The 22,540-nt window shown below is 34.5% G+C and carries 26 protein-coding genes, 1 other RNA gene and 2 pseudogenes; 22 read left to right on the plus strand and 7 right to left on the minus strand.

What is annotated here, in order from left to right:
* Positions 1-128 precede the first annotated feature (128 nt).
* Positions 129-1,199, plus strand: coding sequence for a dual-specificity RNA methyltransferase RlmN (gene rlmN, locus A5880_RS13055; protein ID WP_086329457.1), 1,071 nt, complete (start codon positions 129-131; stop codon positions 1,197-1,199).
* A gap of 428 nt (positions 1,200-1,627) precedes the next feature.
* Here rlmN and A5880_RS13060 read toward each other — a convergent pair whose 3' ends face one another.
* From A5880_RS13060 to A5880_RS13070, 3 genes are all read right to left on the minus strand, one after another.
* Positions 1,628-2,557 (minus strand): LysR family transcriptional regulator, encoded by a 930-nt coding sequence (locus tag A5880_RS13060; RefSeq protein ID WP_086329458.1) that lies wholly within the window; start codon positions 2,555-2,557, stop codon positions 1,628-1,630.
* A gap of 189 nt (positions 2,558-2,746) precedes the next feature.
* Positions 2,747-3,514, minus strand: coding sequence for a DeoR/GlpR family DNA-binding transcription regulator (locus A5880_RS13065; RefSeq protein WP_086329459.1), 768 nt, complete (start codon positions 3,512-3,514; stop codon positions 2,747-2,749).
* Positions 3,515-3,530: 16 nt separating this feature from the next.
* A complete protein-coding gene (locus A5880_RS13070; protein ID WP_086329460.1) occupies positions 3,531-4,295 on the minus strand; it encodes a hypothetical protein in 765 nt (254 codons plus the stop codon).
* A gap of 196 nt (positions 4,296-4,491) precedes the next feature.
* Between A5880_RS13070 and ulaG the strand changes: the two genes are divergently transcribed.
* The 19 genes and pseudogenes from ulaG to A5880_RS13165 all read left to right on the plus strand — a co-directional run bounded on the left by ulaG (position 4,492) and on the right by A5880_RS13165 (position 18,638).
* On the plus strand, positions 4,492-5,556 hold the full coding sequence (ulaG, locus tag A5880_RS13075; RefSeq protein ID WP_419469614.1) for an L-ascorbate 6-phosphate lactonase: 1,065 nt from the start codon (positions 4,492-4,494) through the stop codon (positions 5,554-5,556).
* Between the two features lie 15 nt (positions 5,557-5,571).
* Entirely contained in the window at positions 5,572-6,030 is a 459-nt protein-coding gene (locus A5880_RS13080; protein WP_086329461.1) for a PTS sugar transporter subunit IIA, read from the plus strand.
* A 15-nt stretch (positions 6,031-6,045) separates the two neighbouring features.
* Positions 6,046-7,524 (plus strand): PTS ascorbate transporter subunit IIC, encoded by a 1,479-nt coding sequence (locus A5880_RS13085; protein WP_086329462.1) that lies wholly within the window; start codon positions 6,046-6,048, stop codon positions 7,522-7,524.
* A 146-nt stretch (positions 7,525-7,670) separates the two neighbouring features.
* Positions 7,671-7,970: a PTS sugar transporter subunit IIB gene (locus A5880_RS13090; RefSeq protein ID WP_086329463.1), complete on the plus strand. Its 300-nt coding sequence runs from the start codon at positions 7,671-7,673 to the stop codon at positions 7,968-7,970.
* A 200-nt stretch (positions 7,971-8,170) separates the two neighbouring features.
* Positions 8,171-8,809 (plus strand): 3-keto-L-gulonate-6-phosphate decarboxylase UlaD, encoded by a 639-nt coding sequence (locus A5880_RS13095; protein ID WP_086329464.1) that lies wholly within the window; start codon positions 8,171-8,173, stop codon positions 8,807-8,809.
* Between the two features lie 5 nt (positions 8,810-8,814).
* Positions 8,815-9,672 (plus strand): L-ribulose-5-phosphate 3-epimerase, encoded by an 858-nt coding sequence (locus A5880_RS13100; protein WP_086329465.1) that lies wholly within the window; start codon positions 8,815-8,817, stop codon positions 9,670-9,672.
* Positions 9,662-10,372, plus strand: a complete 711-nt coding sequence (locus A5880_RS13105; protein ID WP_086329466.1) for an L-ribulose-5-phosphate 4-epimerase — start codon at positions 9,662-9,664, stop codon at positions 10,370-10,372. Before A5880_RS13100 ends, A5880_RS13105 begins: the two co-directional genes overlap by 11 nt.
* Positions 10,373-10,521: 149 nt before the next feature.
* Positions 10,522-11,840: pseudogene (locus tag A5880_RS13110) on the plus strand (APC family permease).
* Positions 11,841-12,427: 587 nt separating this feature from the next.
* On the plus strand, positions 12,428-13,387 hold the full coding sequence (gene comGA, locus A5880_RS13115; RefSeq protein WP_086329468.1) for a competence type IV pilus ATPase ComGA: 960 nt from the start codon (positions 12,428-12,430) through the stop codon (positions 13,385-13,387).
* Entirely contained in the window at positions 13,368-13,736 is a 369-nt protein-coding gene (locus tag A5880_RS13120; protein WP_336577180.1) for a type II secretion system F family protein, read from the plus strand. Before comGA ends, A5880_RS13120 begins: the two co-directional genes overlap by 20 nt.
* 44 nt (positions 13,737-13,780) lie before the next feature.
* On the plus strand, positions 13,781-14,389 hold the full coding sequence (locus A5880_RS13125) for a type II secretion system F family protein (RefSeq protein WP_336577181.1): 609 nt from the start codon (positions 13,781-13,783) through the stop codon (positions 14,387-14,389).
* A 2-nt stretch (positions 14,390-14,391) separates the two neighbouring features.
* Positions 14,392-14,676: a competence type IV pilus major pilin ComGC gene (gene comGC, locus A5880_RS13130; protein ID WP_086330307.1), complete on the plus strand. Its 285-nt coding sequence runs from the start codon at positions 14,392-14,394 to the stop codon at positions 14,674-14,676.
* An 11-nt stretch (positions 14,677-14,687) separates the two neighbouring features.
* Complete coding sequence (locus A5880_RS13135) at positions 14,688-14,762, plus strand: prepilin-type N-terminal cleavage/methylation domain-containing protein (RefSeq protein ID WP_256924803.1); 75 nt, start codon at positions 14,688-14,690, stop codon at positions 14,760-14,762.
* Positions 14,750-15,127 carry a competence type IV pilus minor pilin ComGD gene (comGD, locus tag A5880_RS13140; protein WP_256924783.1) on the plus strand — a complete coding sequence of 126 codons (378 nt, stop codon included), beginning with the start codon at positions 14,750-14,752 and terminating at the stop codon, positions 15,125-15,127. Before A5880_RS13135 ends, comGD begins: the two co-directional genes overlap by 13 nt.
* Positions 15,102-15,425, plus strand: coding sequence for a competence type IV pilus minor pilin ComGE (comGE, locus tag A5880_RS13145; RefSeq protein WP_086329470.1), 324 nt, complete (start codon positions 15,102-15,104; stop codon positions 15,423-15,425). The genes comGD and comGE overlap by 26 nt, the downstream gene beginning before the upstream one ends.
* On the plus strand, positions 15,391-15,861 hold the full coding sequence (comGF, locus tag A5880_RS13150) for a competence type IV pilus minor pilin ComGF (protein WP_086329471.1): 471 nt from the start codon (positions 15,391-15,393) through the stop codon (positions 15,859-15,861). Before comGE ends, comGF begins: the two co-directional genes overlap by 35 nt.
* A complete protein-coding gene (gene comGG / locus A5880_RS13155; RefSeq protein WP_086329472.1) occupies positions 15,851-16,189 on the plus strand; it encodes a competence type IV pilus minor pilin ComGG in 339 nt (112 codons plus the stop codon). Before comGF ends, comGG begins: the two co-directional genes overlap by 11 nt.
* Before the next feature lie 226 nt (positions 16,190-16,415).
* A complete protein-coding gene (locus A5880_RS13160) occupies positions 16,416-17,423 on the plus strand; it encodes a class I SAM-dependent methyltransferase (protein ID WP_086329473.1) in 1,008 nt (335 codons plus the stop codon).
* A 27-nt stretch (positions 17,424-17,450) separates the two neighbouring features.
* Positions 17,451-18,638 carry an acetate kinase gene (locus A5880_RS13165; RefSeq protein WP_086329474.1) on the plus strand — a complete coding sequence of 396 codons (1,188 nt, stop codon included), beginning with the start codon at positions 17,451-17,453 and terminating at the stop codon, positions 18,636-18,638.
* Between the two features lie 38 nt (positions 18,639-18,676).
* On the opposite strand, the gene A5880_RS13170 is transcribed toward A5880_RS13165, so the two are convergent.
* The 4 genes from A5880_RS13170 to A5880_RS13185 all read right to left on the minus strand — a co-directional run bounded on the left by A5880_RS13170 (position 18,677) and on the right by A5880_RS13185 (position 21,219).
* Complete coding sequence (locus A5880_RS13170; protein ID WP_086329475.1) at positions 18,677-19,153, minus strand: universal stress protein; 477 nt, start codon at positions 19,151-19,153, stop codon at positions 18,677-18,679.
* Positions 19,154-19,325: 172 nt separating this feature from the next.
* On the minus strand, positions 19,326-19,604 hold the full coding sequence (locus A5880_RS13175) for a hypothetical protein (protein WP_086329476.1): 279 nt from the start codon (positions 19,602-19,604) through the stop codon (positions 19,326-19,328).
* Between the two features lie 69 nt (positions 19,605-19,673).
* A non-coding RNA gene (gene ssrS / locus A5880_RS13180) (6S RNA) lies at positions 19,674-19,867 on the minus strand.
* Positions 19,868-19,929: 62 nt separating this feature from the next.
* Entirely contained in the window at positions 19,930-21,219 is a 1,290-nt protein-coding gene (locus A5880_RS13185) for a replication-associated recombination protein A (RefSeq protein ID WP_086329477.1), read from the minus strand.
* A gap of 191 nt (positions 21,220-21,410) precedes the next feature.
* Between A5880_RS13185 and A5880_RS13190 the strand changes: the two are divergent.
* A pseudogene (locus A5880_RS13190) lies at positions 21,411-22,110 on the plus strand (DNA-3-methyladenine glycosylase).
* Positions 22,046-22,531, plus strand: a complete 486-nt coding sequence (locus A5880_RS13195; RefSeq protein WP_086329478.1) for a DUF3013 family protein — start codon at positions 22,046-22,048, stop codon at positions 22,529-22,531. Before A5880_RS13190 ends, A5880_RS13195 begins: the two are co-directional and overlap by 65 nt.
* The last annotated feature ends 9 nt before the right edge of the window (positions 22,532-22,540 follow it).

Below are 22,540 nucleotides of genomic sequence, written 5' to 3' on the forward strand. Positions count from 1 at the left end.
ATCAACTTTTTTATTTATTAAATTAAGTGAGATTGAACATAGGATAATCTGGATCGCTTATGGACAAATTGAGTACAATAAGTTATAGTTATGAAGCGAATGTTTAGAAGAAATGAGGAAGAAAACTAGTGGAAAAAGCATCCATTTATGGTCTAACAAAAGAAGAACTTATTTCATGGTTTATTGAACATGACGAGAAAAAGTTTCGCGCGACTCAAGTGTGGGAATGGCTTTATATTAAGCGTGTCACAACTTTTAAAGAAATGACCAATCTATCAAAAGAATTAATTGCATTATTAGAAGAAAACTTTATTATCAATCCATTGCGTCAAGTGATTATTCAAGAAGCAAAAGATGGTACAGTGAAGTATCTATTTGAGTTGCCGGATAAAAACATGATCGAAACTGTATTGATGCGTCAAGAATATGGTTTGTCTGTTTGTGTAACAACTCAAGTGGGTTGTAATATTGGCTGTACGTTTTGTGCAAGCGGCTTATTGAAAAAACAACGTGATTTGACAGCTGGAGAAATTGTTGCACAAATCATGTTAGTTCAACATTATTTTGATGAGCGTGGGCAAGGAGAACGTGTGAGTCACATTGTTGTAATGGGGATCGGTGAACCATTTGATAATTATGACAACTTAATGAATTTCCTACATACAATCAATGATGCTAAAGGTTTAGCAATTGGTGCGCGTCATATTACGGTATCTACAAGCGGATTGGTGCCAAAAATCAAAGAGTTCGCGGATAATGGCTTACAAGTCAATTTAGCGATCTCTTTACATGCGCCAAATAATGATGTACGTACATCGATTATGCGAATCAATCGTAGTTTCCCAATTGAAAAATTGATGGAAGCGGTCGATGAGTATCTTGAAAAAACAAATCGTCGTATCACGTTTGAATATATTATGTTAAATCATGTCAATGATCGCCCAGAACATGCGCAACAATTGGCAAACTTATTAAAGGACAAGAAAAAACTGACCTATGTTAACTTAATTCCGTACAATCCTGTTAGTGAACATGATCAGTACAGCCGAAGTGATAAAGCAGATGTGTTGAAGTTTTATGACATTCTAAAGAAAAATGGTGTCAATTGCGTAATCAGAAAAGAACATGGAACAGATATCGATGCAGCTTGCGGACAATTGAGAAGCAAGCAAATAAAAAAAGCTGAGAAAAGCGTTTAATCCTGTAGAAAATTAGGAATCAGAATTTGGAACCGCCATTGTTCCAGAATCAGATTATCTATTTTCCATAAGGATTGCTTCAAGAATCTAGCCTATAAAAAAAGCTGAGAGAAGCGTTTAATCCTGTAGAAAATTAGGAATCAGGCTTTGGAACCGCCATTGTTCCAGAATCAGATTATCTATTTTCCATAAGGATTGCTTCAAGAAGCTAGCCTATAAAAAAAGCTGAGAGAAGCGTTTAATCCTGTAGAAAATTAGGAATCAGGCTTTGGAACCGCCATTGTTCCAGAATCAGATTATCTATTTTCCATAAGGATTGCTTCAAGAAGCTAGCCTATAAAAAAGCTGAAAGAAGCGTTTAATCGTTGAGATGGAGAACAACAAAATAAGCAGGGATGAAATCATTTGATTTTATCCTTGCTTATTTATTATTCCTCTTCAAAAATCGTAAATCCATAATCCACGATGTGTTCCTTTAAATACCGCAAATATTCCTTCCCCATTGGAGATAAGGTCATCTGAGCTGGCTGAATCCAACCGATCTCCATGGTTTCTTCAATCTCTAAAGGAATCGCCACAATGTTTTCATCATTTAGCTCACGACTTAAGACCCCAGAACTAATAGTATAGCCATCAAGCCCAATTAAAAAATTGAATAAAGTAGCTCGATCGCTGACACGAATACTTTTTTTATGATAACGTGTGCTCAAAATTTCTTCTGAAAAATAAAAAGAATTAAACTGTCCTTGCTCAAAAGAAAGATAGGGAAAGTCTTCTAAATCCGTTAAAGTTACTGTTTTTTTCCCGACTAAAGGATTTCGTTTGCTGACAAAGACATGTGGATAAGCAGTGAATAGTGGATGGAAAATGAGCTGTTTTTCTCTTAAAAGTTTGCGAATGACCTTTTCATTGAAGGCGTTTAAATACAAAATGCCTAATTCACTTTGAAAATTACTGACATCTTCAATAATATTACTTGTCTGAGTTTCTCGAAAGGTAAATTCATATTCATTTTTTTCATAAGATTTGATCAACTGGACAAATGCATGGACTGCAAAAGCGTAGTGCTGGGCTGAAACAGAAAATAGCCTACGTCTAGTCTCTGCTCCTTTATATTTTTCTTCCATCAAATCCACTTGCTCCAAAATTTGACGAGCATAGGATAAAAATTCTGTTCCTTCAGTTGTTAGAATCATCCCTTTTTGTGTGCGTTGGAAAATTTGAATGCCCATTTCTTGTTCCAATTCCTTAACGGCGTTAGAAAGACTAGGCTGAGTAATAAACAGCTGTTTTGCTGCTTCATTAACTGAACCTAATTCAACGATTTTTACAATGTAATCTAATTGTCTGATTCTCATGATATCCTCCTTTCATTGAAAAACAAAATAAACTTGTGGATCTTCGGATAAACAGATAGCCTAGCTAGGGGAATAGCTGCAAAAAATCTGTAAATTATTTCTGACCATTATAGCATAAATTACCGATTTTTAAACAAATAAAATACTGAAAAGAAAACAATCAATGTCTTCTCTCAGTATTTAACATGTTTAAACTTCAACTTGAATGACTTGCACGCCTTGTTTTTCAATATCACGAAGAACTTCTGGCGGAGCAAATGTATCGGTGATCAAATAGTTGATGTCTTTGATATGACCACTTGTAAAATTTGAAGAAAAACCAATTTTACGATAGTCTGCTACGACGATAACTAATCCATTTGTTCGCTCGATAATCAATGAATTAATTTTGGATTCATGTAAGACAGGTGTTGTGATGCCATTTTCTATACTAAGACCGGAGCAGCCTATAATTGAAATATCTGATGACATCTTTGAAAATGAATCGATAGCAATATCACCAACTAGAGCTTCTTTTGGAAAACGAATTTCTCCTCCTGATAAAATAACAGTTGAATTGGGATTATGATCAAGATTAGCGACTTTTACATTATTTGTGACAATCGTCACGCGCTTATTCTCTAAATTTTTTAAAGAGGATAAAGCGGTCGAGCCAGTATTGATAAATAACGTATCTCCGTCTTTAACAAATTCAGCTGCTTTTTTAGCAATTGTATTTTTTAAAACCTCAAGCTCCTCATTGTAGTCTGCCGTTCCAGTTTTTTTAACAATTCGGGCTTTTCCATGCTCTCGGTGCACTAATCCCATCTTTTCTAAAGCAGTTAAATCTCGTCGAACAGTTATTTCAGAGACAGCCAGTTTTGTGCTTATGTCTTTTACTAATAAAGGATCATCAGCGGTGAGTAAGGATAGTAACTTTTCACGACGTTCTTTAATTGTTTTGTGCGAACTTTTCATTTCAATTCCTCCACTTCTATTTCACTTGGACAATGGCAAGGCTATTTCCCATCGCTCTTGCTTCTTTTAATAAACGATAGCCCTCTGAAGTTTCATTCAAGCGTAGTAAACACTGCCCTTTAAGGTATAAATGGTACGTTAGTTCACGGTTATTTAAACGAGTTTTATCAACGGCTTCTAATTCACTTAAGCATTTTTTGTTTCTACCTTGATAAAAATAATTGATTCCTGTAATTTCATGCCAAGAAAATAGTCCACGCATTTGTCTTTTAGAGCTATTTTTTAACTTAGATAAGTGCTCTAAGGTGGTTTTTAAATTTTTTTCATCATTTAAAAAAGAATAGCAGTGCATTTGCGTATGATAATAAATGAAGAGGTAATCCAATGTAGAGTGGAAAAACCGTTGATTTTTGTGCAAATGCGCCAAACATGCTGGATAGTTTCCTTCGTCTAATAAAAGTAAGCCGTCAAAAATAATAATAGACTGTTTAAAGCCATTAAACAAATCTTTTTTCTGTAACTCGCTTTTTAATTGAGTAGATTTTTGTATATCACATTCAACAGTTAAGGCATAAATCATCTTCTCATACTTATTTTTTAAATATTCAAAAAGTAAAACAATACTTAATACGATACATCCAATACCACCAAAAATAAGCTTAGTTGCGATATTTTCTGACGCAACGACTAAGTGACCGATATAAAGGGTAAATAATAAGTACGCCATCCATAAGACTATTTTTTTTCCAACATACATGCTCTTCCAAAATAACTTTTTCATAAGTATCACCTCAAGAAAACTATATCATAAAAAATGTTTTATGAACATAAATAAAGATATTATATTTATTTAAACTAGTTATTTCTGTTTAAACGTTCTTAAAAAAATAAAACGATCGTAAAAATAGATTGAAAACGGTTTAAAATATTGTAAAATGAAAAGTGTAAACGAGATTGATAAAAAGCGGAGGGATATTATGGCAACAATTCATGACGTGACAAAAGAAAGTTGGATTTTAAGTACGTTTCCTGAGTGGGGAACCTATTTGAATGAAGAAATCGAGCAAGAAAAAGTACAAGCAGGAACAGTATCAATGTGGTGGCTAGGCTGTACTGGAATTTGGCTGAAGTCTCATGAAGGAACCAATATTTTATGTGACTTATGGTGTGGTACAGGCAAACAATCTCATGGAAATGGCAAAATGAAAAAAGGACACCAAATGATGCGTATGAGTGGTTGCGAAAATATGCAACCGAATTTAAGAACCCAACCGTTTGTGATTGATCCTTTTGCAGTGAAAGATGTTGATGCTTTGGTTGTTACTCATATTCATTCAGATCATTTAGATATTAATACAGCCGCAGCTGTTCATCAAAATTGTCCAGAAGCTCGTTTTATTGGACCAAAAGAAGTTGTTGACACTTGGTTAGCTTGGGGGATTCCAGAGGCTAAAACAACTATTGTTAAGCCAGGAGATCGTGTGGCAATCAAAGATATAGAGATTGTAGCATTAGAGGCCTTCGATAGAACAGCTTTGGTGACATGCGCTGATCCAGAGGTCACATTAAAAGGGAAAATGCCTCAGGATATGGATGAAATTGCTGTTAATTACTTATTTGAAACAAGCGGAGGAAATATTTATCATGCAGGGGATTCTCACTATTCTAACTTATTTGCAAAACATGGTAACGAACATAAAATAGACGTTTGCTTGGGCGCTTATGGAGAAAATCCAAGAGGAATCACTGACAAAGTGACATCGGTGGATATGTTACGAATGGCCGAGTCATTAAATGCAAATGTAGTTATTCCAGTTCATTATGATATTTGGGCGAATTTCATGGCAGATCCAAAGGAAATTACAGAAATTTGGAAATTTAAGAAAGATCGCTTGGATTATCAATTTAAACCATTTATTTGGCAAGTCGGCGGAAAGTTCACCTATCCAAATGATAAAGACAAATTAGAATTCAATTTCTATCGAGGATTTGATGATGTATTTACAACAGAAAATGATACACCATTCCCATCATTTTTATAAGAAAGGAGAAAGTGAATGTTAAAGTATTTTTATGATAATGACTTGATTCGTTTTTGTGAACAAACGCCTTCTAATTGGGAGGATGCAGTCATTCTTAGTTGCCAAACATTGCTGGAAAAAGAAATTATCACACAACAATATGTGGATGAAATCGTTGAGTGTGTTCAAAAATATGGACCCTATATTGTCATAGTTCCTGGAGTGGCAATGCCTCACTCTTCAGAGGATAGCCAAGGAGTGCTCGGGACTGCGATTTCATTTACAAAAATGAGCCAAGATGTAGTGTTTGAAGAAGGCAATGCTGAAAAAAATGCGCGTTTATTTTTCACGTTAGCGGCCAAGAATAAAGAAGAACATGTAGAAAACATTTCAAAACTATCAGAAATGTTGATGACAGAAGGATTGATTGAGGCATTGCTGACTGTTGAAACTATGGCGGATTACGAGCAAGTGATGGCAACATTTGATGTATAGAAAGAAGGGGAGTAAATGACACAAGCTTTGGATTTTCTAATGGGGATTTGGGATTATTTTGCGGCAAATATTTTGACGCAACCAGCCTTTTTAATTGGATTCATTGTACTTTTGGGGTATATGTTACTTAAAAAACCGCTATATGAGAGTATCGCAGGTTTTTTAAAAGCAACAGTAGGGTATTTGATTTTAACCGTTGGATCAGGTGGGTTAGTCAATAATTTTCGTCCAATTCTAGTCGGATTAAAAGAACGTTTTAATCTAGATGCGATGGTTATTGACCCTTATTTCGGTCAAAATGCAGTAACAGCAGGAATTGAAGAGACATTTGGTCGTACATTTAGTGATACGATGATTTTGTTACTGATTGCTTTTGTTATGAACATTTTATTGGTTCGTTTTAAAAAATATACGAAACTAAGAGCAGTATTTACCACAGGGAATGTTCAAATACAACAAGCCGCAACCGCTTTCTGGATTTTGCTCTTTTGTTTTCCTGAATTAGGTCAGATTCAAATTCTATTGATTATGGGACTTATTTTAGGATGTTACTGGGCTGTTGGTTCAAATCTAACTGTTGATATAACGCAAGATTTAACGGAAGGAGCAGGTTTTGCAATCGCTCATCAACAAATGTTCGGAGTTTATATTTTTGCACGATTAGCAGAGAAAATGAAGAAGGATAAAAATAATCGGAAACTAGAAGATGTTCAGTTGCCTGGATTTTTATCGATTTTCAATGAAAATATGGTAGCTACTTCTATTCTAATGCTCTTTTTCTTTGGAATTATTTTAGTTGTTTTAGGACCTGAGTACTTAATTGAAGCAGAATTTATGGTTGAAGGGCAAAGCTTCTTTTTCTACATTTTACAGACGGCTTTATACTTTGCAGTTTATCTAGCTATTTTGCAATTAGGCGTTCGAACATTCGTTTCAGAATTGACTGAATCATTTCAAGGAATCTCTAATACCTTATTACCAGGTGCGGTTCCAGGTATTGATGTAGCAGCAACATTTGGTTTTGGTTCGGCCAATGCTGTAACGATTGGATTTTTATTTGGAGCACTAGGTCAATTTATCACGATTGGGCTATTGATTTTATTTAAATCACCAGTTATCGTGATTGCTGGATTTATTCCATTATTCTTTGATAATGCAGTAATTGCAGTATATGCAAATAATCGCGGCGGATTTAAAGCCGCTTGTATCTTCCCGTTTGTTTCAGGAGTTATCCAAGTGCTCGGCTCGGCTTTGATTGCTGCGTTTATTGGGTTATCTCAGTATGGAGGATATATTGGTATGTTTGACTGGGCAACGGTTTGGCCAGTAATGACCATAGTAATGAAATATTTAGGTTATGTTGGTGTCGCTATCGTGGTAGCTTTACTACTAGCAATTCCGCAATTCCAATATCGAGCGAATCCAGAAGGGTACTTCTTGATTGCAGAAGATTATGATGAATATGTAAAAAAAATGGCAGCAAAAAGCGCCTGACAAAATTGTTGTCTAGTTATGCAAGCTAGACTCTAGGAAAAAAGATAAAAATGGATTGTGGCAAAAAAGCGCTACATTTAATTTTTCTTATTTATCTAGGAGCTTAAATAAACCCGCTACGCTTTAAAATTTAGGAGGAAATTAAAATGAGAGTATTAGTATCATGTGCAAACGGATCAGGAACAAGTTTAATGATGAAAAAAAGTGTCGAAAAAGCATTGAAAGAGCTGGGCTTTAATATTACGAATATCCATCACTGCGCGATTTCAGAAGGGAAGAGTACAGCAGGGCAATATGACGTTGTTTTTTGTCCAATGAATTTTTTAAATATGTTTGATGACGCTAAGAAGAAAGGAATCACTGTTGTAGGAGTCAAAAACGTGATGTCAGCAAAAGAAATTAGCGAACGTGTTCAGGAAACAGACTTAGCAACTAAGTTTAAATAAATAACGGTTTGAGGTAGAACGTTTTTAATTATACGTAGCTGCTAGATACGAATAAGGATGAGGCAAAAGCAACGGTTTCTGAAATAAGTGGACATTCACAAAAATTTGAAGAGTAATTTGGTGAATGTCTTCTTATTTTATTTGAGGGAAAGATTTTTGTTTTAGTCTCTATTTATGGATAAAAGTAAGGAGAGAATTAGATGAGCAGACCAAATTTACAAGTAGCTTTAGATCATTCTGATTTACCGAGTGCAATGAAAGATGTAGTTGCTGTTGGTGATGTGGTGGATATTGTTGAAGTAGGAACTATTTTATGCTTACAAGCGGGAGCAGAAGCTATTCGTTGCATTCGAGCATTGTATCCTGAAAAAACAGTTGTTGCCGATACAAAATGTGCAGATGCTGGGGGAACTGTAGCAAAGAATTGTCAGGATGCTGGAGCGGATTGGATGACGGTGATTTGTTGTGCTACCATTCCGACAATGAAAGCAGCAGCTAAAGAAGTAAAAGAAGTTCAAGTTGAACTTTATGGAGATTGGACATATGAACAAGCGCAAAAATGGTTAGATGCAGGTATTTCTCAGGCCATTTATCACCAAAGCAGAGACGCTCTTTTAGCTGGTGAAACTTGGGGAGAGAAAGATTTGACCAAAGTTAAAAAATTAATTGACATGGGCTTTAGAGTATCCGTGACAGGTGGATTAGATGTGGACACATTGAAATTATTTAAAGATCTAGATGTCTATACATTTATCACAGGTCGGGGGATTACTGCAGCGCCGGATCCTAAAAAAGCGGCACAAGATTTTCAGGATGAAATAAGACGTATTTGGGGGTAGAGATCATGACCACGTTAGGGATTTATGAAAAAGCACTCCCAAAGAATATTAGTTGGGAAGAACGATTAAGATTAGCTAGTAGCTTAGGGTTTGACTTTGTAGAAATGTCTATTGATGAAACAGATGAAAGACTGACAAGACTAGATTGGTCAAAATCGGAACGAAAAAAAGTGATTGATGCTGTACATGAAACAGGAGTAAAAATCTTGTCCATTTGCTTAAGCGGACATCGCCGTTTTCCATTCGGTTCCGAAGATGTAGAAAAAAGACAGATCGCGTTAAAAATGATGCAAAAAGCGGTGGATCTAGCATCTGATATAGGCGTTAGAACCATTCAACTTGCAGGATATGATGTTTATTACGAAAAAAAGAGTCTAGCATCAAGAGAGTACTTTATCGAAAATTTAAAACAGGCAGTAGCGATGGCGGCGAGAAAAGAAGTTGTTTTATCCATTGAAATTATGGATGATCCATTTATGAATTCTATTTCAAAATTTTTAAAAATCAAAGAACAAATTCGCTCGCCTTACTTACAAGTTTATCCAGACATAGGAAATTTATCTGCTTGGCCTAAAAACGATGTTGGATATGAACTGGAACTGGGAATTGATCAAATCTCAGCAATCCACTTAAAGGATACTTTAGCGGTGAATAGTCATTTTGAAGGGAAATTTAAAGAAGTTCCTTTTGGTGAAGGGTGTGTGGACTTTTTAGGTTGTCTAAAAACATTGAAACGCTTAGAATACAATGGCCCTTTTTTAATTGAAATGTGGAGTGAAACTAGTGAAACACCTGAAAAAGAAATTGAACAAGCGAAGGCATTTTTAATTCCTTTTTTAAAGGAGGTAGGATATGTTGAATGAGCAATTAATAATGGAGATGAAGGAACGAGTATTTGAAGCAAACTTGGCTTTACCAGAGTCTGGCTTAGTAAAACTAACTTGGGGAAATGTTAGTGAAATCAACCGAGAAGCGGGAGTGATCGTTATTAAACCAAGCGGTGTTCCCTACTGCACGATGAAAGCTTCAGATATGGTAGTCACGGACTTGGCTGGGGAATTATTGGAAGCAGGAATGAAACCATCATCTGATTTGGCCACACACGTTGAATTATACAAAGCGTTTGAAGGCGTCAATGCTGTTGTACATACCCATTCAAAAAATGCAGTAATGTGGGCACAAGCTGGTCGAGAAATTCCAGCTTATGGAACAACACATGCCGACACTTTTTACGGCATGGTTCCTTGTACCCGACAACTGACAGCAGAAGAAGTGGCGTCAGCCTATGAAGTAGAAACAGGCAAAGTAATTATTGAAACATTTAAAAAAGGAGGAATTGATCCTATAGCTGTTCCTGGAGTACTGGTTTATGGTCACGGTCCATTTACGTGGGGAGCGACGCCGCAAAAAGCTGTAGAAAATAGTATAGTTTTAGACGAAATAGCTGAAATGGCTTGTGTGACAGAAGTGGTAAATGATGCTGTCCCTCCAATTCCACAGTATCTTTTAGACAAACACTATTTTAGGAAACATGGTGTAAATGCATATTATGGTCAATATTAAACTAGAAAAGTTAGCGAAAAAGCATTAAGATTTCGTTAGCTTTTTTAGTTTGTATTCCCTCGTCCTTTTTTATGAATTTGAAATACTTGAATTTAATTTCAGAAAAGATATACTGTAAAAATAACGAAAAAAGGAAATTGAGGTCAAACATGGAAAAACATGAGTTAAAACGTGAGATTTCATTAGTAGGTGCTTTTTCAACTGTTATGGGAACAGTAATTGGCGCAGGTGTATTTTTTAAAACAGCCAGTGTAACAAGTTCTGCACAATCGCCCAGCTTAACGATTTTTGCTTGGATTTTAGGTGGAATTTTAACGATATGTGCAGGTTTGACGAGTGCGGAGTTGGCAACAGCTATTCCTAAGACAGGAGGAGCCATGAAGTATATCGAATATACTTATGGAAAACTACCTGGCTTTCTGCTAGGTTGGGCGCAAAGTGTGATTTATTTTCCAGCGAACATTGCCGCATTATCAATAATTTTTGGTACGCAATTTATTCATTTATTTCATTTGTCGAATGAACTTATTTTACCAATAGCGCTAGGGACAGGATTTAGTGTGACAATTATCAACTTACTAGGGACGAAAATGGCATCAAATATACAATCACTTACATTGATTATAAAGATGATTCCAATAGCGTTGATTGTACTTGTTGGTTTATTTATGCCAGCAAACACAGAAGTATCATTATTACCTATTGAAGCAGGTGAAAAAAGCAACTTTATTCAAGCATTGAGTGGTGCATTAGTTGCTACTATGTTTGCATACGATGGGTGGCTGGGAGTTGGTACTGTAGCTGGAGAAATGAAGCGACCTGAAAAAGATTTGCCTAAAGCCATATTTTTTGGATTAACATTTGTGACCATTGTCTACACATTGATTAATTTAGTTTTTCTTAAAACATTGCCAATTGAAGCGTTATCAGGAAATCTAAACGGTGCTTCTGAAGCTTCCACTCGAATTTTTGGATCCATTGGCGGAAAATTAGTAACGATTGGAATCTTGATTTCGGTGTACGGTGCGTTGAATGGTTATACAATGACTGGTATTCGTGTACCTTATGCCTTAGCATTAGAAGGGATGATTCCTTTTAGTAAGCAATTTCAAGTATTGTCTAAAAAGTTTGTTGTTCCTTATATAGCGGCAAGTTTTCAATTTTGTATTGCAGCATCTATGATGTTTTTAGGTAGTTTTGATTTATTAACGGATATGTTGGTATTCGTTATGTGGTTGTTTAGTATATTGCTTTTTTTGCAGTATTCATTTTGAGAAAAAAAGAACCAGAGCTACATAGGCCCTACAAGGTTCCGTTGTATCCGTTTATTCCTATAGTGGCAATTATTGGAGGTCTGTTTATTTTGATCACGACCTTTTTTACACAGCCCATTTTAGCAAGTATTGGTATTGGAATTACGCTACTAGGTGTGCCAGTATATATTATAAATATGAAAAAAAATAAATGATTGTCATTTATTGTCAAAAACTACTGTTTTCGTTTAAGAGATTGAGAAAATAGCTAAAAAATATTTGATATAATAATTGTGATCTAAGTCTTTGTCGTTGGATAAAGCAAATGCTTCTGCTTAACCCTTTTAAGCAGAAGTATCCTTTTCTCAAAAATTTTAATAAAATTCATAATTTCTGAAAATTATTTGAGGTTATTTTCTAGTATAATAGATATATCAAAACGATAAACTATTTTGGGGAAGATAGTGCATCAGAACTCTTAATTAAGGCATGAATGTTGTTTTATCAGCATTTATGCCTTTTTTTTGTGATGAAAAATAGAGTAATGATTGGTTATGTTGAATCAATAAAAAAGATAAATTTATATTATGTTTGTTTCTGTAGATAAGTATATTATTCCTATAAGAATATTTTTTGAATCCATTGGTAAAAAAAATAGAACAAAAATATAGAAATGAAATATATTTTAAGGCTCTAAGAAGACCTCACAGTTTTTGTGAAATCTTTTTAGAGCCTTTACTTTTTTTCAGTTTTTCAAAAATTCTCAAAAAAAATGCGTATATTGTTTATAAGGAGGGAAAAAATGGATATTAAAGAGCTTTCTGTAAAGTTAATTGAATGGGGAATAAATCAAGGCGTGCAAGATGTATATGTTTTACCAATTAAAAATCGTATTCAAATATTTGCTAGAAAAGGGAGGGAAAAACTTATTTTTGAGGAGTTGAGTGAAAGAGAAGGGGAAAAATTAATCTTTCATTTTAAGTTTATTGGCAGTATGGATGTTGGTGAAAAAAGGAAAGCACAAGTTGGAGCAGCAACATATCGGATAAATGATGGGGAAAAAAGATTGCGCTTGTCTACTGTAGGCGATTTTAGACAAAGAGAAAGTTTGGTTATTCGTTTTTTACATATATTTGGAAATAGCCAAGAAAATTACTTTTTACCCAAGCAATTGACGGATATTCGATTTCAGGTCAAACGCAGAGGGCTCCATCTATTTTGTGGTCCTGTTGGCTCAGGAAAAACCACACTGATGTACAAGCTAGCGAAGGAAACAGATCGGTTTCAACAAGTAATTACTATAGAAGATCCAGTAGAAATCGAAGAAGCTACCTTTCTTCAATTGCAAACAAACTCAAAAATTGATTTGACCTATGATGTATTGATTAAAGCTTGTTTACGTCACCGACCGGATATTTTGATCATTGGAGAGATTCGAGATGGATTGACCGCGCAAGCGGCCATTCGGGCAGCACTTACAGGACATACGGTATTTGCTACATTACATGCTAAAAGTATTAATGGGGTTTATGAGCGTTTATCGGAACTTGGCGTACAACAAAGAGAACTGGCAGAATGCGTGACCGGAATCATTTATCAGCGTCTGTTATCCTTTCAATCAGCAACAAAAAAAGAAATAAGTGGTCTATTAATAGATTATGATTTTTCTGGAAAAGGTGTTTCTAATTGGAAAAATGAATTAAGAAAGGTTTGGGCATATGGATTTATTGGTGATCAAACATTTGAAGAAGAAAAAGAATAATAGATTGACAAAAAAGCAACAACGAGTATTCATTCATTTATTGACAGATTTATTGAGGAATGGATTTACAATTCAAGAAAGTTTATCATTCATGAAAAAGTCAAATTCTATCCCCTCACAGCCCGTTGACTATGTGCTTGATTGTATGGAACAAGGTGAGTCATTAAATACAAGTTTAGCTGTGATTGGTTTTAAAGAAATCATTGTGACACAAATTGAATTTGCACAAATACATGGTGATCTAGCAGGAACCTTGAAAAAAATAAAAGACTATCTAGAATTGATGGATAGGCAACAACAAAACATCTATAAAGTAGTAAGTTATCCATTATTATTGATGCTTTTTTAACGGTAGTATTAATCAGTATACGTCAAGTTTTATTGCCTCAACTGATGAAAAATGGGACGATACACCGTGATAACATAGGAATTACCTTTATTCAGCATAGTCCATATTATATCCTTTCAGTGTTGAGTTTAGTATGCATTTCAACTGTTATTATTCGGTTGTATTTGAAGCGTAAAAGTTCATTAGATAAAGCAATATTTTTTTCAAGAATACCTGTTTTAGGTTCTTTTTATAAAGAATACAGTTCGGCTTTTTTCGCGCTTGAATGGGGAAAATTATTTTCTCAAGGGTTAGAAATCAAAGCAGTCATTCAATTGATGAAAGCTACCAATCACCGATCATTAATGGGAGAATTAGCCCAAATAATTGAAGAAAGATCTATGTTGGGTCAAAGCTTCTATGAACAATTACCGCTATTTTCCTTCTTTTCACCTGAATTATCATTAATCATCCAACAAGGAGAAGTTAAAGGAAAATTAGGGAAAGAATTGATTTTGTATAGCGAATTATGCTGGCAGCGATTTTTTAATCGTATGGAGAAAGCGATTCAATGGATTCAACCGATTATTTTTTTAGTTGTTGCTTTATTAGTTGTTAGTATTTATGCAGCAATGCTATTGCCGATATATGGTGGGATGGAGGAATTTTTATGAATATAAAAAAGAAACGAATACAAATGAACCATCAAGGGTTTACTTTATTAGAAATGTTAGTTGTTTTATTGATTATTTCGGTATTGATTTTATTGTTTGTTCCTAATCTTTCTAAACACAAAGAAGGTGTTGATAAAAAGGGCAACGAGGCAATTGTGAAAATAGTAGAAACCCAACTTGATTTATATACAATGGAAAACAATCAAGTTCCAACATTAGAGCAATTGTTAAAAGAAAAATATATCACTCAAGATCAATACGATAAATATCAGGCAAGTCAAAAATGATTACGGGTGATATGAAAGGTTTCACTTTAATAGAGTCTTTGATGGTTTTATTTATTGTACTCTTTTTTTATTATTGCCTACGTTAGCTATACAAAGGTGGAAACAAGCCATAGAAACTGAACAATTTTTAGCCACATTCGAAAAAAAACTGTTATTTACGCAACAAATGGCTATCGTAAACAGTAACAACACAGAAATTATTTTCCAAGAGCAAGAGCAAAAAATCAATTTTTTAATTTTAGGATTTGAGGAAGAGGTATCTGAAAATAGTTTAACAATTCCCGATTCATTGCAAGGGACAGGCCCCAATAAAATTATTTTTAAAAAAGATACGGGAAATAATGGAAACCTGTCCAAATACTCTTTTTTGTGGTCAGCAAAACGCCAATTGATTGAGTTTCAATTCCAGCTAGGGAGCGGTCGTTATGTCAAAAAGATCAAAAAAACTTGAAGGGTATATTCTACTTGAAAGTTTAATTGCTTTAGGACTTTTATGTTTGGTGATTGGAAGTTATTTTTCACTGAATTTATTTTTGTTGAAAAAAAAGAAAGAAGTGAGCCATCAACTCTTAATGCAACAAGTTTTATATGAAGAATTAAGACATTATGAAAACTACGAAGGTCAAGAACAACGAATTGTTTATAGAGAAGAACAAATATATCACTTGCATTTTTATAAGCAAAAAGAAGAATTAATCAAAGTGGAGATTACAAATGGGAAAGAAACGTTTACTCTTAAAAAGGAATAAAAACAATTATTCTGGTTTTACATTATTTGAATGTTTACTTGCTTTACTGTTACTATCAACGATTTGTCTACTTTTTTCATCTTCGCTTAAGGCTGTTGCAACGGTCACTAGTCAGTTAAAAGATCAGCGAGTAAAGGAGTGGCAAATATTCTTAATTCAACTAGAAAATGAATTAAAAGATTGTTACTACGAAACAACACAAACCAATAAAATGATTCTTAAAAACAAACGAAATAAAGCATCTATTTGGATTGAGTATAAATTAGGGAAAATCGTTAAAGTAGAGAACGGAGGTTTTCAGCCGCTACTTACAGAAGTAAAACAAGCAAATTTTACAGAAGAAAATAAAGCAGTAAGAATTAATGTTACTTTTGACAGTGGAGTAGAGGTGACTGCAAAATGGATTATCACTCAGGAGCATCAAAATGAAAAATAGACATAAAGGGGGGATTTTATTAACAGCGCTACTCTTTACATTTTTATTTAGTTTTATTTTTATACTCGTATTAGAAGACTTCAAGTTGTCACAGCATTTTTCCGTTCAAACAAAAGATTATTATACTGCAAAAACAATCGCTAGGTTATTTGTATCAACTATAAAAAAGCAAAAGGTGATTGAAAAATCAGGACGGCAACAGTTTTCAGAAGGAATATTAGAGTATGAATATGATAAAAAAACACTGAAAATCATCATTAACATAAATAAAAAATACTATCAATTTCAAGAAAGGTATCAACTTGAAACAGTTGAATCTTCAAAATAGCAGAAATTTGTGAAATGTGTATCAAACTAGTCTGTAAAAAAACTAATACAGAAGTCATCTAAAAAACGAATGAGAAAATTCATTTGTCAAATTTTTTTAATAAATCATAGCTATTCAGTGATTTATAAATATTGTTAGGAAATTGATTGATTATTACTAGATTTTTCGTTAAAATAGAACAGGTATGAAAATTGTTATATTATAGATGGAAATTGAGGTGTATTTTTTGTTCCCTGAAAAAATAGAAAAGGCTTTCGGATTGATGGAACAATCGATTCAATTGCTTAAAGAATCATTAGACACTTCTTTTTTAGACGCATATGCTGAAAATGGAGAAAATATTATCGATAACTTTCAAGTACGTGTGGTTGATGGTGTACCGGATGAGCAAACTGCTCAAAAACTTAAAACCATTTATCAGCAATTGCAAGCAATCGAGTTGGAGCCAGAAGAAATTAGACGCTTATCTCAATTGGTTTTATTGAAAGGGAATAAAGTAGAGTCTCTTCAAGCAAATCATCAATTGACACCAGATAGCATTGGCTTTTTATTTGTTTATTTGATTGAACAATTGTACAGCTCAAAACAACCATTGAAAATAGTAGATATTGCTTCTGGAATGGGCAATTTACTTTTAACAATCATTCTTAATTTGCAATCTGCTAAATATGCGGTTCAAGGATTTGGCGTGGACATTGATGATACTTTACTAGCTGTTTCAGCGACTAATAATGAGTGGACCAAAGCGCCAATTCAATTGTTTCATCAAGATGGTTTGCAGGATTTATTAGTTGATCCAGTGGATGTGGCGGTTAGTGATTTGCCGATTGGTTACTATCCAAATGATGAAAAAGCGAAATCATTTGATTCGGCGGCTGAAAGCGGACATACTTATGCCCATCATTTATTGATGGAGCAGGCAATGAAATTTGTTAAACCTGATGGTTACGGATTATTTTTGATTCCAACCAATATTTTAGAGACAGAGCAAAGTTCGTTTTTCAAAAATTGGTTACAAAAAAATGTCTATCTACAAGGAATGATCCAATTACCAGATGAATTGTTTAAATCAGAGCAGTCCCGTAAAAGTATTTTATTTGTCCAAAATAAGGGTGAAAATAGTGAGCAAGTCAAAGAAGTATTAGTAGCCAAGTTAGGTTCACTGAAAGATCCTGCTAAAGTGACACAATTTTTTCAACAATTTGAGGCTTGGAAGTCTTCAAATTTAAAATAAAACAACGGATTAAAAGAGGAGAGTATTATGTCTAAAACAATTGCAATCAATGCTGGAAGTTCAAGTTTAAAATGGCAATTATACCAAATGCCAAGTGAAGAAGTAGTTGCTAAAGGAATCGTAGAAAGAATTGGTTTAAATGATTCAATTTTTACAATCAAATATGGAGACGGCGAAAAATATGAAGAAGTAATAGATATCAATGATCATGATGTTGCCGTAAAAATGTTATTAGACAAGTTGATTGAATTGAATATTTTAGCTTCTTACGATGAAATCACTGGTGTTGGACACCGTGTGGTTGCTGGTGGAGAAGATTTTAAAGATTCAGTTGTCATCGATGCTGACGTTTTAGCAAAAATCGAAAAATTATCGGCTCTTGCACCATTACACAATCCAGCAAATGCAATGGGAATCAAAGCATTCAAAAAAATCTTACCGGATATTGTTAGTGTTGCTGTTTTTGACACGTCTTTCCACACTACGATGCCAAAACACAACTTTTTATACAGTATTCCAACTGAATACTATGAAAAATTTGCTGCACGTAAATATGGTGCGCATGGAACAAGCCACAAATTTGTTGCAGAACGCGCAGCAGAAATGCTTGGTCGCCCAATTGAAGAATTAAAAATCATTACGTGTCACTTAGGTAATGGTGCTTCTATCACAGCTGTTGATGGTGGTAAATCTGTTGATACATCAATGGGCTTCACGCCACTTGCCGGTGTAACAATGGGCACTCGTTCAGGCGACATTGATCCTTCATTGTTAGCTTACTTAATGGAAAAACTTGAATTAACAGATATTAAAGATATGATTGATATCTTAAATAAAAAATCAGGTTTATTAGGTCTAACTGGTATCTCTAGTGATATGCGTGATTTAGAAGCAAATATGGACAAGGAGTCTGTACAAGTAGCGTATGATATCTTTACAGATCGTATTCGTAAATATATTGGTAGTTACGTAACTGTGTTAAACGGTGTAGATGCTATTGTCTTTACTGCAGGAATCGGTGAAAATGATTCACATGTTCGTAGTGAAGTAATTAAAGGCATGACTTGGTTCGGTTGTGAATTAGATGAAGAGAAAAATAACGTTCGTGGTAAAGAATCAATTATTTCTACAGAAGATTCAGCAGTGAAAGTATTGTTGATTCCAACAGATGAAGAATTAATGATTGCTCGTGATGTAGAACGTTTAAGAAAATAATCAAAAAAGCCGCTCAATTTTGAGCGGCTTTTTTTACTTTACTCATCATCTTCTTGAATAGGAACATTATTTTCTAAATCAGTTCTTACAACCAATACATCACATGCCGCAGTACGGATGACATATTCAGAAACAGAACCAATAAATAAACGTTCCACAGCATTTAAGCCAGTAGCCCCTAACATGATTAAATCAACCTCATGATCTTCAGGTAGTTGTTTTGAAATAATTGGTTTTGGTGAACCATACTCAATAATGGTAGACACTCTTTCACAACCATGCTCTTTTGCTTGTTTTTTGTAACCTTCTAGAGTTTGTTTGGCCATTTCAGTCGCTTGTTCTGCTAATACGCCATCAAAAGAAGAAACAGATTGAAAAGCTCTAGTGTCAATCACATGAGCTAACAATAATTCTGCATCATTCCTCATTGCAACATTGATTGCTTTTTGAAAAGCCAATTCTGCTTCTGCAGAGCCATCAACAGCAACCATGATCTTACGATAATTTTGTAACATAGTTCTCACTCCTTTTATCTCATTTTTGAGTTTGAAAAATAGAAATGCGTCTTCTTTTTGAACTAATTACAGTTCTTTGAACTAGCTCTAACAAGTAGTTGAAATCGCATTCCTCTCTTTTATTTTATTGTAGAACAAATCCGTCTAAAAGGAAACTAAAAAGAAGACACCTTTAAAGCATCTTCTTTGCAAATAGAATACTGAATATGGTGGAGATTACAAGTAAACTAAAAATATAGAATAATGAAAAAAATTTTAAATTAACAATTCCAACTAAAAGCCCTATAGTGGCTAGAATCAGATAAAACACACCGAATTGTTGTAAAAACTGTTGATTGTTATCTGGATCTCCACTGTGCATCAATGGTAGAAAAATTGTTCGTTTTTTTATTAAAAAAAGACCGATAACCAATAATAAAATGACAGACAAAAAGATAAGTACTTGGATCATTCAATAAAACCTCCATCAAATAAAAAACAATTTGCTTTATCGCAAATTGCTAAGTAGTCTATAAAAATGGTAAAATCCGTCGATGCCGTTATTCGTCCTATAGTATTGAACCCGCAAACAAAGCAGGTGGGTTCCACGACCATCAACTTCGAACTACCAAATGATAAGGCATGTTACCAGCTTAGGTACCAGAAGGATCCCTAGATATCAATAAAATGTTCGGTCAACACACAAAAAAGACAACGCGTACATCACAGATTTACCATCTTTATAATAGCACATCATAGAATAAACAGCAACGAGTGCGCTTGAATTTGAAAACGGATTATTTTTTGTTTTTTGATTGCTTTTTCCACTCTTGAATTCGTTGATATTGCTGATGTAAGGCCTGTTCGTATTTCCCAGTATCAATCGCCTTGTAGTAATGAGCATACTTAATTTTATCAGGAAGATACTGTTGATCTACCCAAGCATTTTCAAAGTTATGGGGGTATTGATAACCAATCCCTCGATTCAGATCTTTTGCGCCAGAATAATGACTATCTCGTAAATGATCTGGAACATCTCCAGCTTTTCCTTCTCGAATATCTGACAAAGCAGCATCAATCGCTGTAATAGCAGAATTTGATTTTGGTGATAAGCATAAATCGATCACAACACTTGCAAGTGGAATTCTGGCCTCTGGAAAGCCTAATTTTTCTGCTGCCTGAACTGCAGTAATGGTGCGAGCTGCAGCAGCTGGATTTCCTAAACCAATATCTTCGTAGGCAATGACCATTAGACGTCGGCAAATGATTGGCAAATCACCTGCTTCGACTAATCTAGCTAGGTAATGAAGGGCTGCATCCACATCACTTCCTCGAATCGATTTTTGAAAAGCTGAGATGACATCATAATGAGCATCACCATTTTTATCGTGAGTAAGAGCTTTGCGTTGGACACATTCTTCAATAATTGAAAGAGTAATCATTATTTTTTTTTCTTTATTTTCAGGAGTTGATTTAACTGCTAGTTCTAATCCGTTTAAAGCACTTCGCAAGTCGCCGTTTGTAGCTCGTGACAAATGATTCAGTGCTTTTTCTTCTAAAACCACAGCATAGTTTCCTAAACCGCGTGTTGTGTCTGTTAAAGCTTCTTTGATTGCTTTTTGAATATCTGTCTCAGATAAAGGTTTGACTTCAAAAATTTGCGTCCGGCTACGAATCGCTGGGTTGATTGTGATATAAGGATTTTCAGTCGTCGCACCGATCATGATAATTCGACCATTCTCCAAGTGAGGGAGTAAAAAATCTTGTTTGGTTTTATCTAAACGATGAACCTCGTCTAGCAGTAAGATCACAGTGCCGCTCATTTTGGCTTCTTCAGCAACAATTTGTAAGTCTTTTTTTGTATCAGTTGCGGCATTTAACATACGAAACGCATAATTGGTTGAACCAGCTATCGCACTGGCAATACTGGTTTTTCCTGTTCCAGGAGGACCGTATAAAATCATGGATGAAAGCATGCCAGCTTCGACCATTCGGCGAATAATTTTTCCTGAACCAACAAGGTGTTGCTGACCAACGACTTCATCTAAGTTACGCGGTCTCATACGAAAAGCAAGTGGTTGTTGCATCGTTGGACCTCCTTTTTGTTTGTTGATAACACCTATTATAACATAAAGAACGTACATTCGTATTTACACTGGTTTTTAAAGTAGAAGTCGTGGGAAACGATGGGAAAATCAATGATTTGTATAGTAAATGATTCATTATTTCAATGGATAATAGCCATTAATTCGTGTATGATAGAAAGTGGTGAAAAATAATGAATAATACAATCGATTTTTTTAATACACAAACAACAGAAAATATAGCCCAATACTTACTTGGAATGTACTTAGAACATGAGACAGAAGATGGAATGCTTGCAGGATATATTGTTGATACAGAAGCCTATTTAGGACCAGAGGATGAAGCAGCTCATAGTTTTGGTTTACGAAATACACCAAGATTAAAAGCGATGTATGAAAAACCTGGTACTATTTATCTATACACGATGCACACTCATTTGATTTTGAATATGGTCACTCAAGAAAAAGGAAAACCCCAAGGAGTGATGATTCGAGCAATTGAGCCAGTTGTAGGAATCGAAAAAATGGTAAAAAACCGTAATAATCGTAAAGGTGCTGACCTGTCAAATGGTCCTGGAAAGTTAGTCTCTGCTTTAGGGATTACTAAAGAATCATATGGACAATCAATTTTCGATAGCTCTCTTCGAATTGTTCCAGAAAAAAGAAAACAACCCAAAAAAATTATTGCTCTTCCTCGAATTGGTATTCCTAATAAAGGGATTTGGACGGATTTGCCATTGAGATATGTGGTCTCTGGAAATCCTTATATTTCTAAGCAACGAAGAAGTGATATTGACCAAAAAACATTTGGCTGGAAGGAAGAAAAGAAATGAAAAAAGCAACAATGTTAACCTATTTAGATCAACAACTATCAAAAAACATTACAGAGTATGATGTAGCTCTTGACTGGAATCCGAAAAATCATGCAATCGAAGTGGTTTTCCGTTTATTTGCAGAAAATACCGAAGGAGAGTCAATCGATGATGCTGAAGGAACGACATCAGAAGAAGAAATTATCGAATTTGAAGATGGTATTTTGCTGTATAATCCAGAAAAAACAGTGATGGATGAAGCGGATTATTTAGCAGTAATCCCTTATGAAGGAAAAAAAGGGATTAAAAAGTCTGTATTGGATGGATTGATTGCTTATTTAAAAGATGTATTGGTAGAAGGTCAAAGTGATTTACTGGATTTTTTAACAGATGAAGAACAAGAAGTCTTTGAATTAAAATGGTCAGATGAAGCATTCGATCAAGCAATCAAAAACAATCAAAAAATAGATAGCGATACTTATATTGCTTATCCAAGCTATTAAAATAAGAGG

Origin of the sequence: Enterococcus sp. 4G2_DIV0659, from assembly GCF_002140715.2 — a bacterium.
GTDB classification, from domain to species: Bacteria; Bacillota; Bacilli; order Lactobacillales; family Enterococcaceae; genus Enterococcus_L; species Enterococcus_L mansonii.

What these genes read in the sequence shown, in the direction of transcription:
- A5880_RS13175 (WP_086329476.1), bottom strand. Translation starts at nt 19,604, where the DNA reads ATGATCCAAGTACTTATCTTTTTGTCTGTCATTTTATTATTGGTTATC.
- A5880_RS13080 (WP_086329461.1), top strand. Translation starts at nt 5,572, where the DNA reads ATGTTAAAGTATTTTTATGATAATGACTTGATTCGTTTTTGTGAACAA.
- A5880_RS13165 (WP_086329474.1), top strand. Translation starts at nt 17,451, where the DNA reads ATGTCTAAAACAATTGCAATCAATGCTGGAAGTTCAAGTTTAAAATGG.
- A5880_RS13185 (WP_086329477.1), bottom strand. Translation starts at nt 21,219, where the DNA reads ATGCAACAACCACTTGCTTTTCGTATGAGACCGCGTAACTTAGATGAA.
- A5880_RS13070 (WP_086329460.1), bottom strand. Translation starts at nt 4,295, where the DNA reads ATGAAAAAGTTATTTTGGAAGAGCATGTATGTTGGAAAAAAAATAGTC.
- ulaG (WP_419469614.1), top strand. Translation starts at nt 4,492, where the DNA reads ATGGCAACAATTCATGACGTGACAAAAGAAAGTTGGATTTTAAGTACG.
- A5880_RS13170 (WP_086329475.1), bottom strand. Translation starts at nt 19,153, where the DNA reads ATGTTACAAAATTATCGTAAGATCATGGTTGCTGTTGATGGCTCTGCA.
- A5880_RS13105 (WP_086329466.1), top strand. Translation starts at nt 9,662, where the DNA reads ATGTTGAATGAGCAATTAATAATGGAGATGAAGGAACGAGTATTTGAA.
- A5880_RS13125 (WP_336577181.1), top strand. Translation starts at nt 13,781, where the DNA reads ATGAAAAATGGGACGATACACCGTGATAACATAGGAATTACCTTTATT.
- A5880_RS13090 (WP_086329463.1), top strand. Translation starts at nt 7,671, where the DNA reads ATGAGAGTATTAGTATCATGTGCAAACGGATCAGGAACAAGTTTAATG.
- A5880_RS13085 (WP_086329462.1), top strand. Translation starts at nt 6,046, where the DNA reads ATGACACAAGCTTTGGATTTTCTAATGGGGATTTGGGATTATTTTGCG.
- A5880_RS13100 (WP_086329465.1), top strand. Translation starts at nt 8,815, where the DNA reads ATGACCACGTTAGGGATTTATGAAAAAGCACTCCCAAAGAATATTAGT.
- comGE (WP_086329470.1), top strand. Translation starts at nt 15,102, where the DNA reads ATGTCAAAAAGATCAAAAAAACTTGAAGGGTATATTCTACTTGAAAGT.
- A5880_RS13060 (WP_086329458.1), bottom strand. Translation starts at nt 2,557, where the DNA reads ATGAGAATCAGACAATTAGATTACATTGTAAAAATCGTTGAATTAGGT.
- comGF (WP_086329471.1), top strand. Translation starts at nt 15,391, where the DNA reads ATGGGAAAGAAACGTTTACTCTTAAAAAGGAATAAAAACAATTATTCT.
- A5880_RS13195 (WP_086329478.1), top strand. Translation starts at nt 22,046, where the DNA reads ATGAAAAAAGCAACAATGTTAACCTATTTAGATCAACAACTATCAAAA.
- comGG (WP_086329472.1), top strand. Translation starts at nt 15,851, where the DNA reads ATGAAAAATAGACATAAAGGGGGGATTTTATTAACAGCGCTACTCTTT.
- A5880_RS13065 (WP_086329459.1), bottom strand. Translation starts at nt 3,514, where the DNA reads ATGAAAAGTTCGCACAAAACAATTAAAGAACGTCGTGAAAAGTTACTA.
- A5880_RS13095 (WP_086329464.1), top strand. Translation starts at nt 8,171, where the DNA reads ATGAGCAGACCAAATTTACAAGTAGCTTTAGATCATTCTGATTTACCG.
- comGA (WP_086329468.1), top strand. Translation starts at nt 12,428, where the DNA reads ATGGATATTAAAGAGCTTTCTGTAAAGTTAATTGAATGGGGAATAAAT.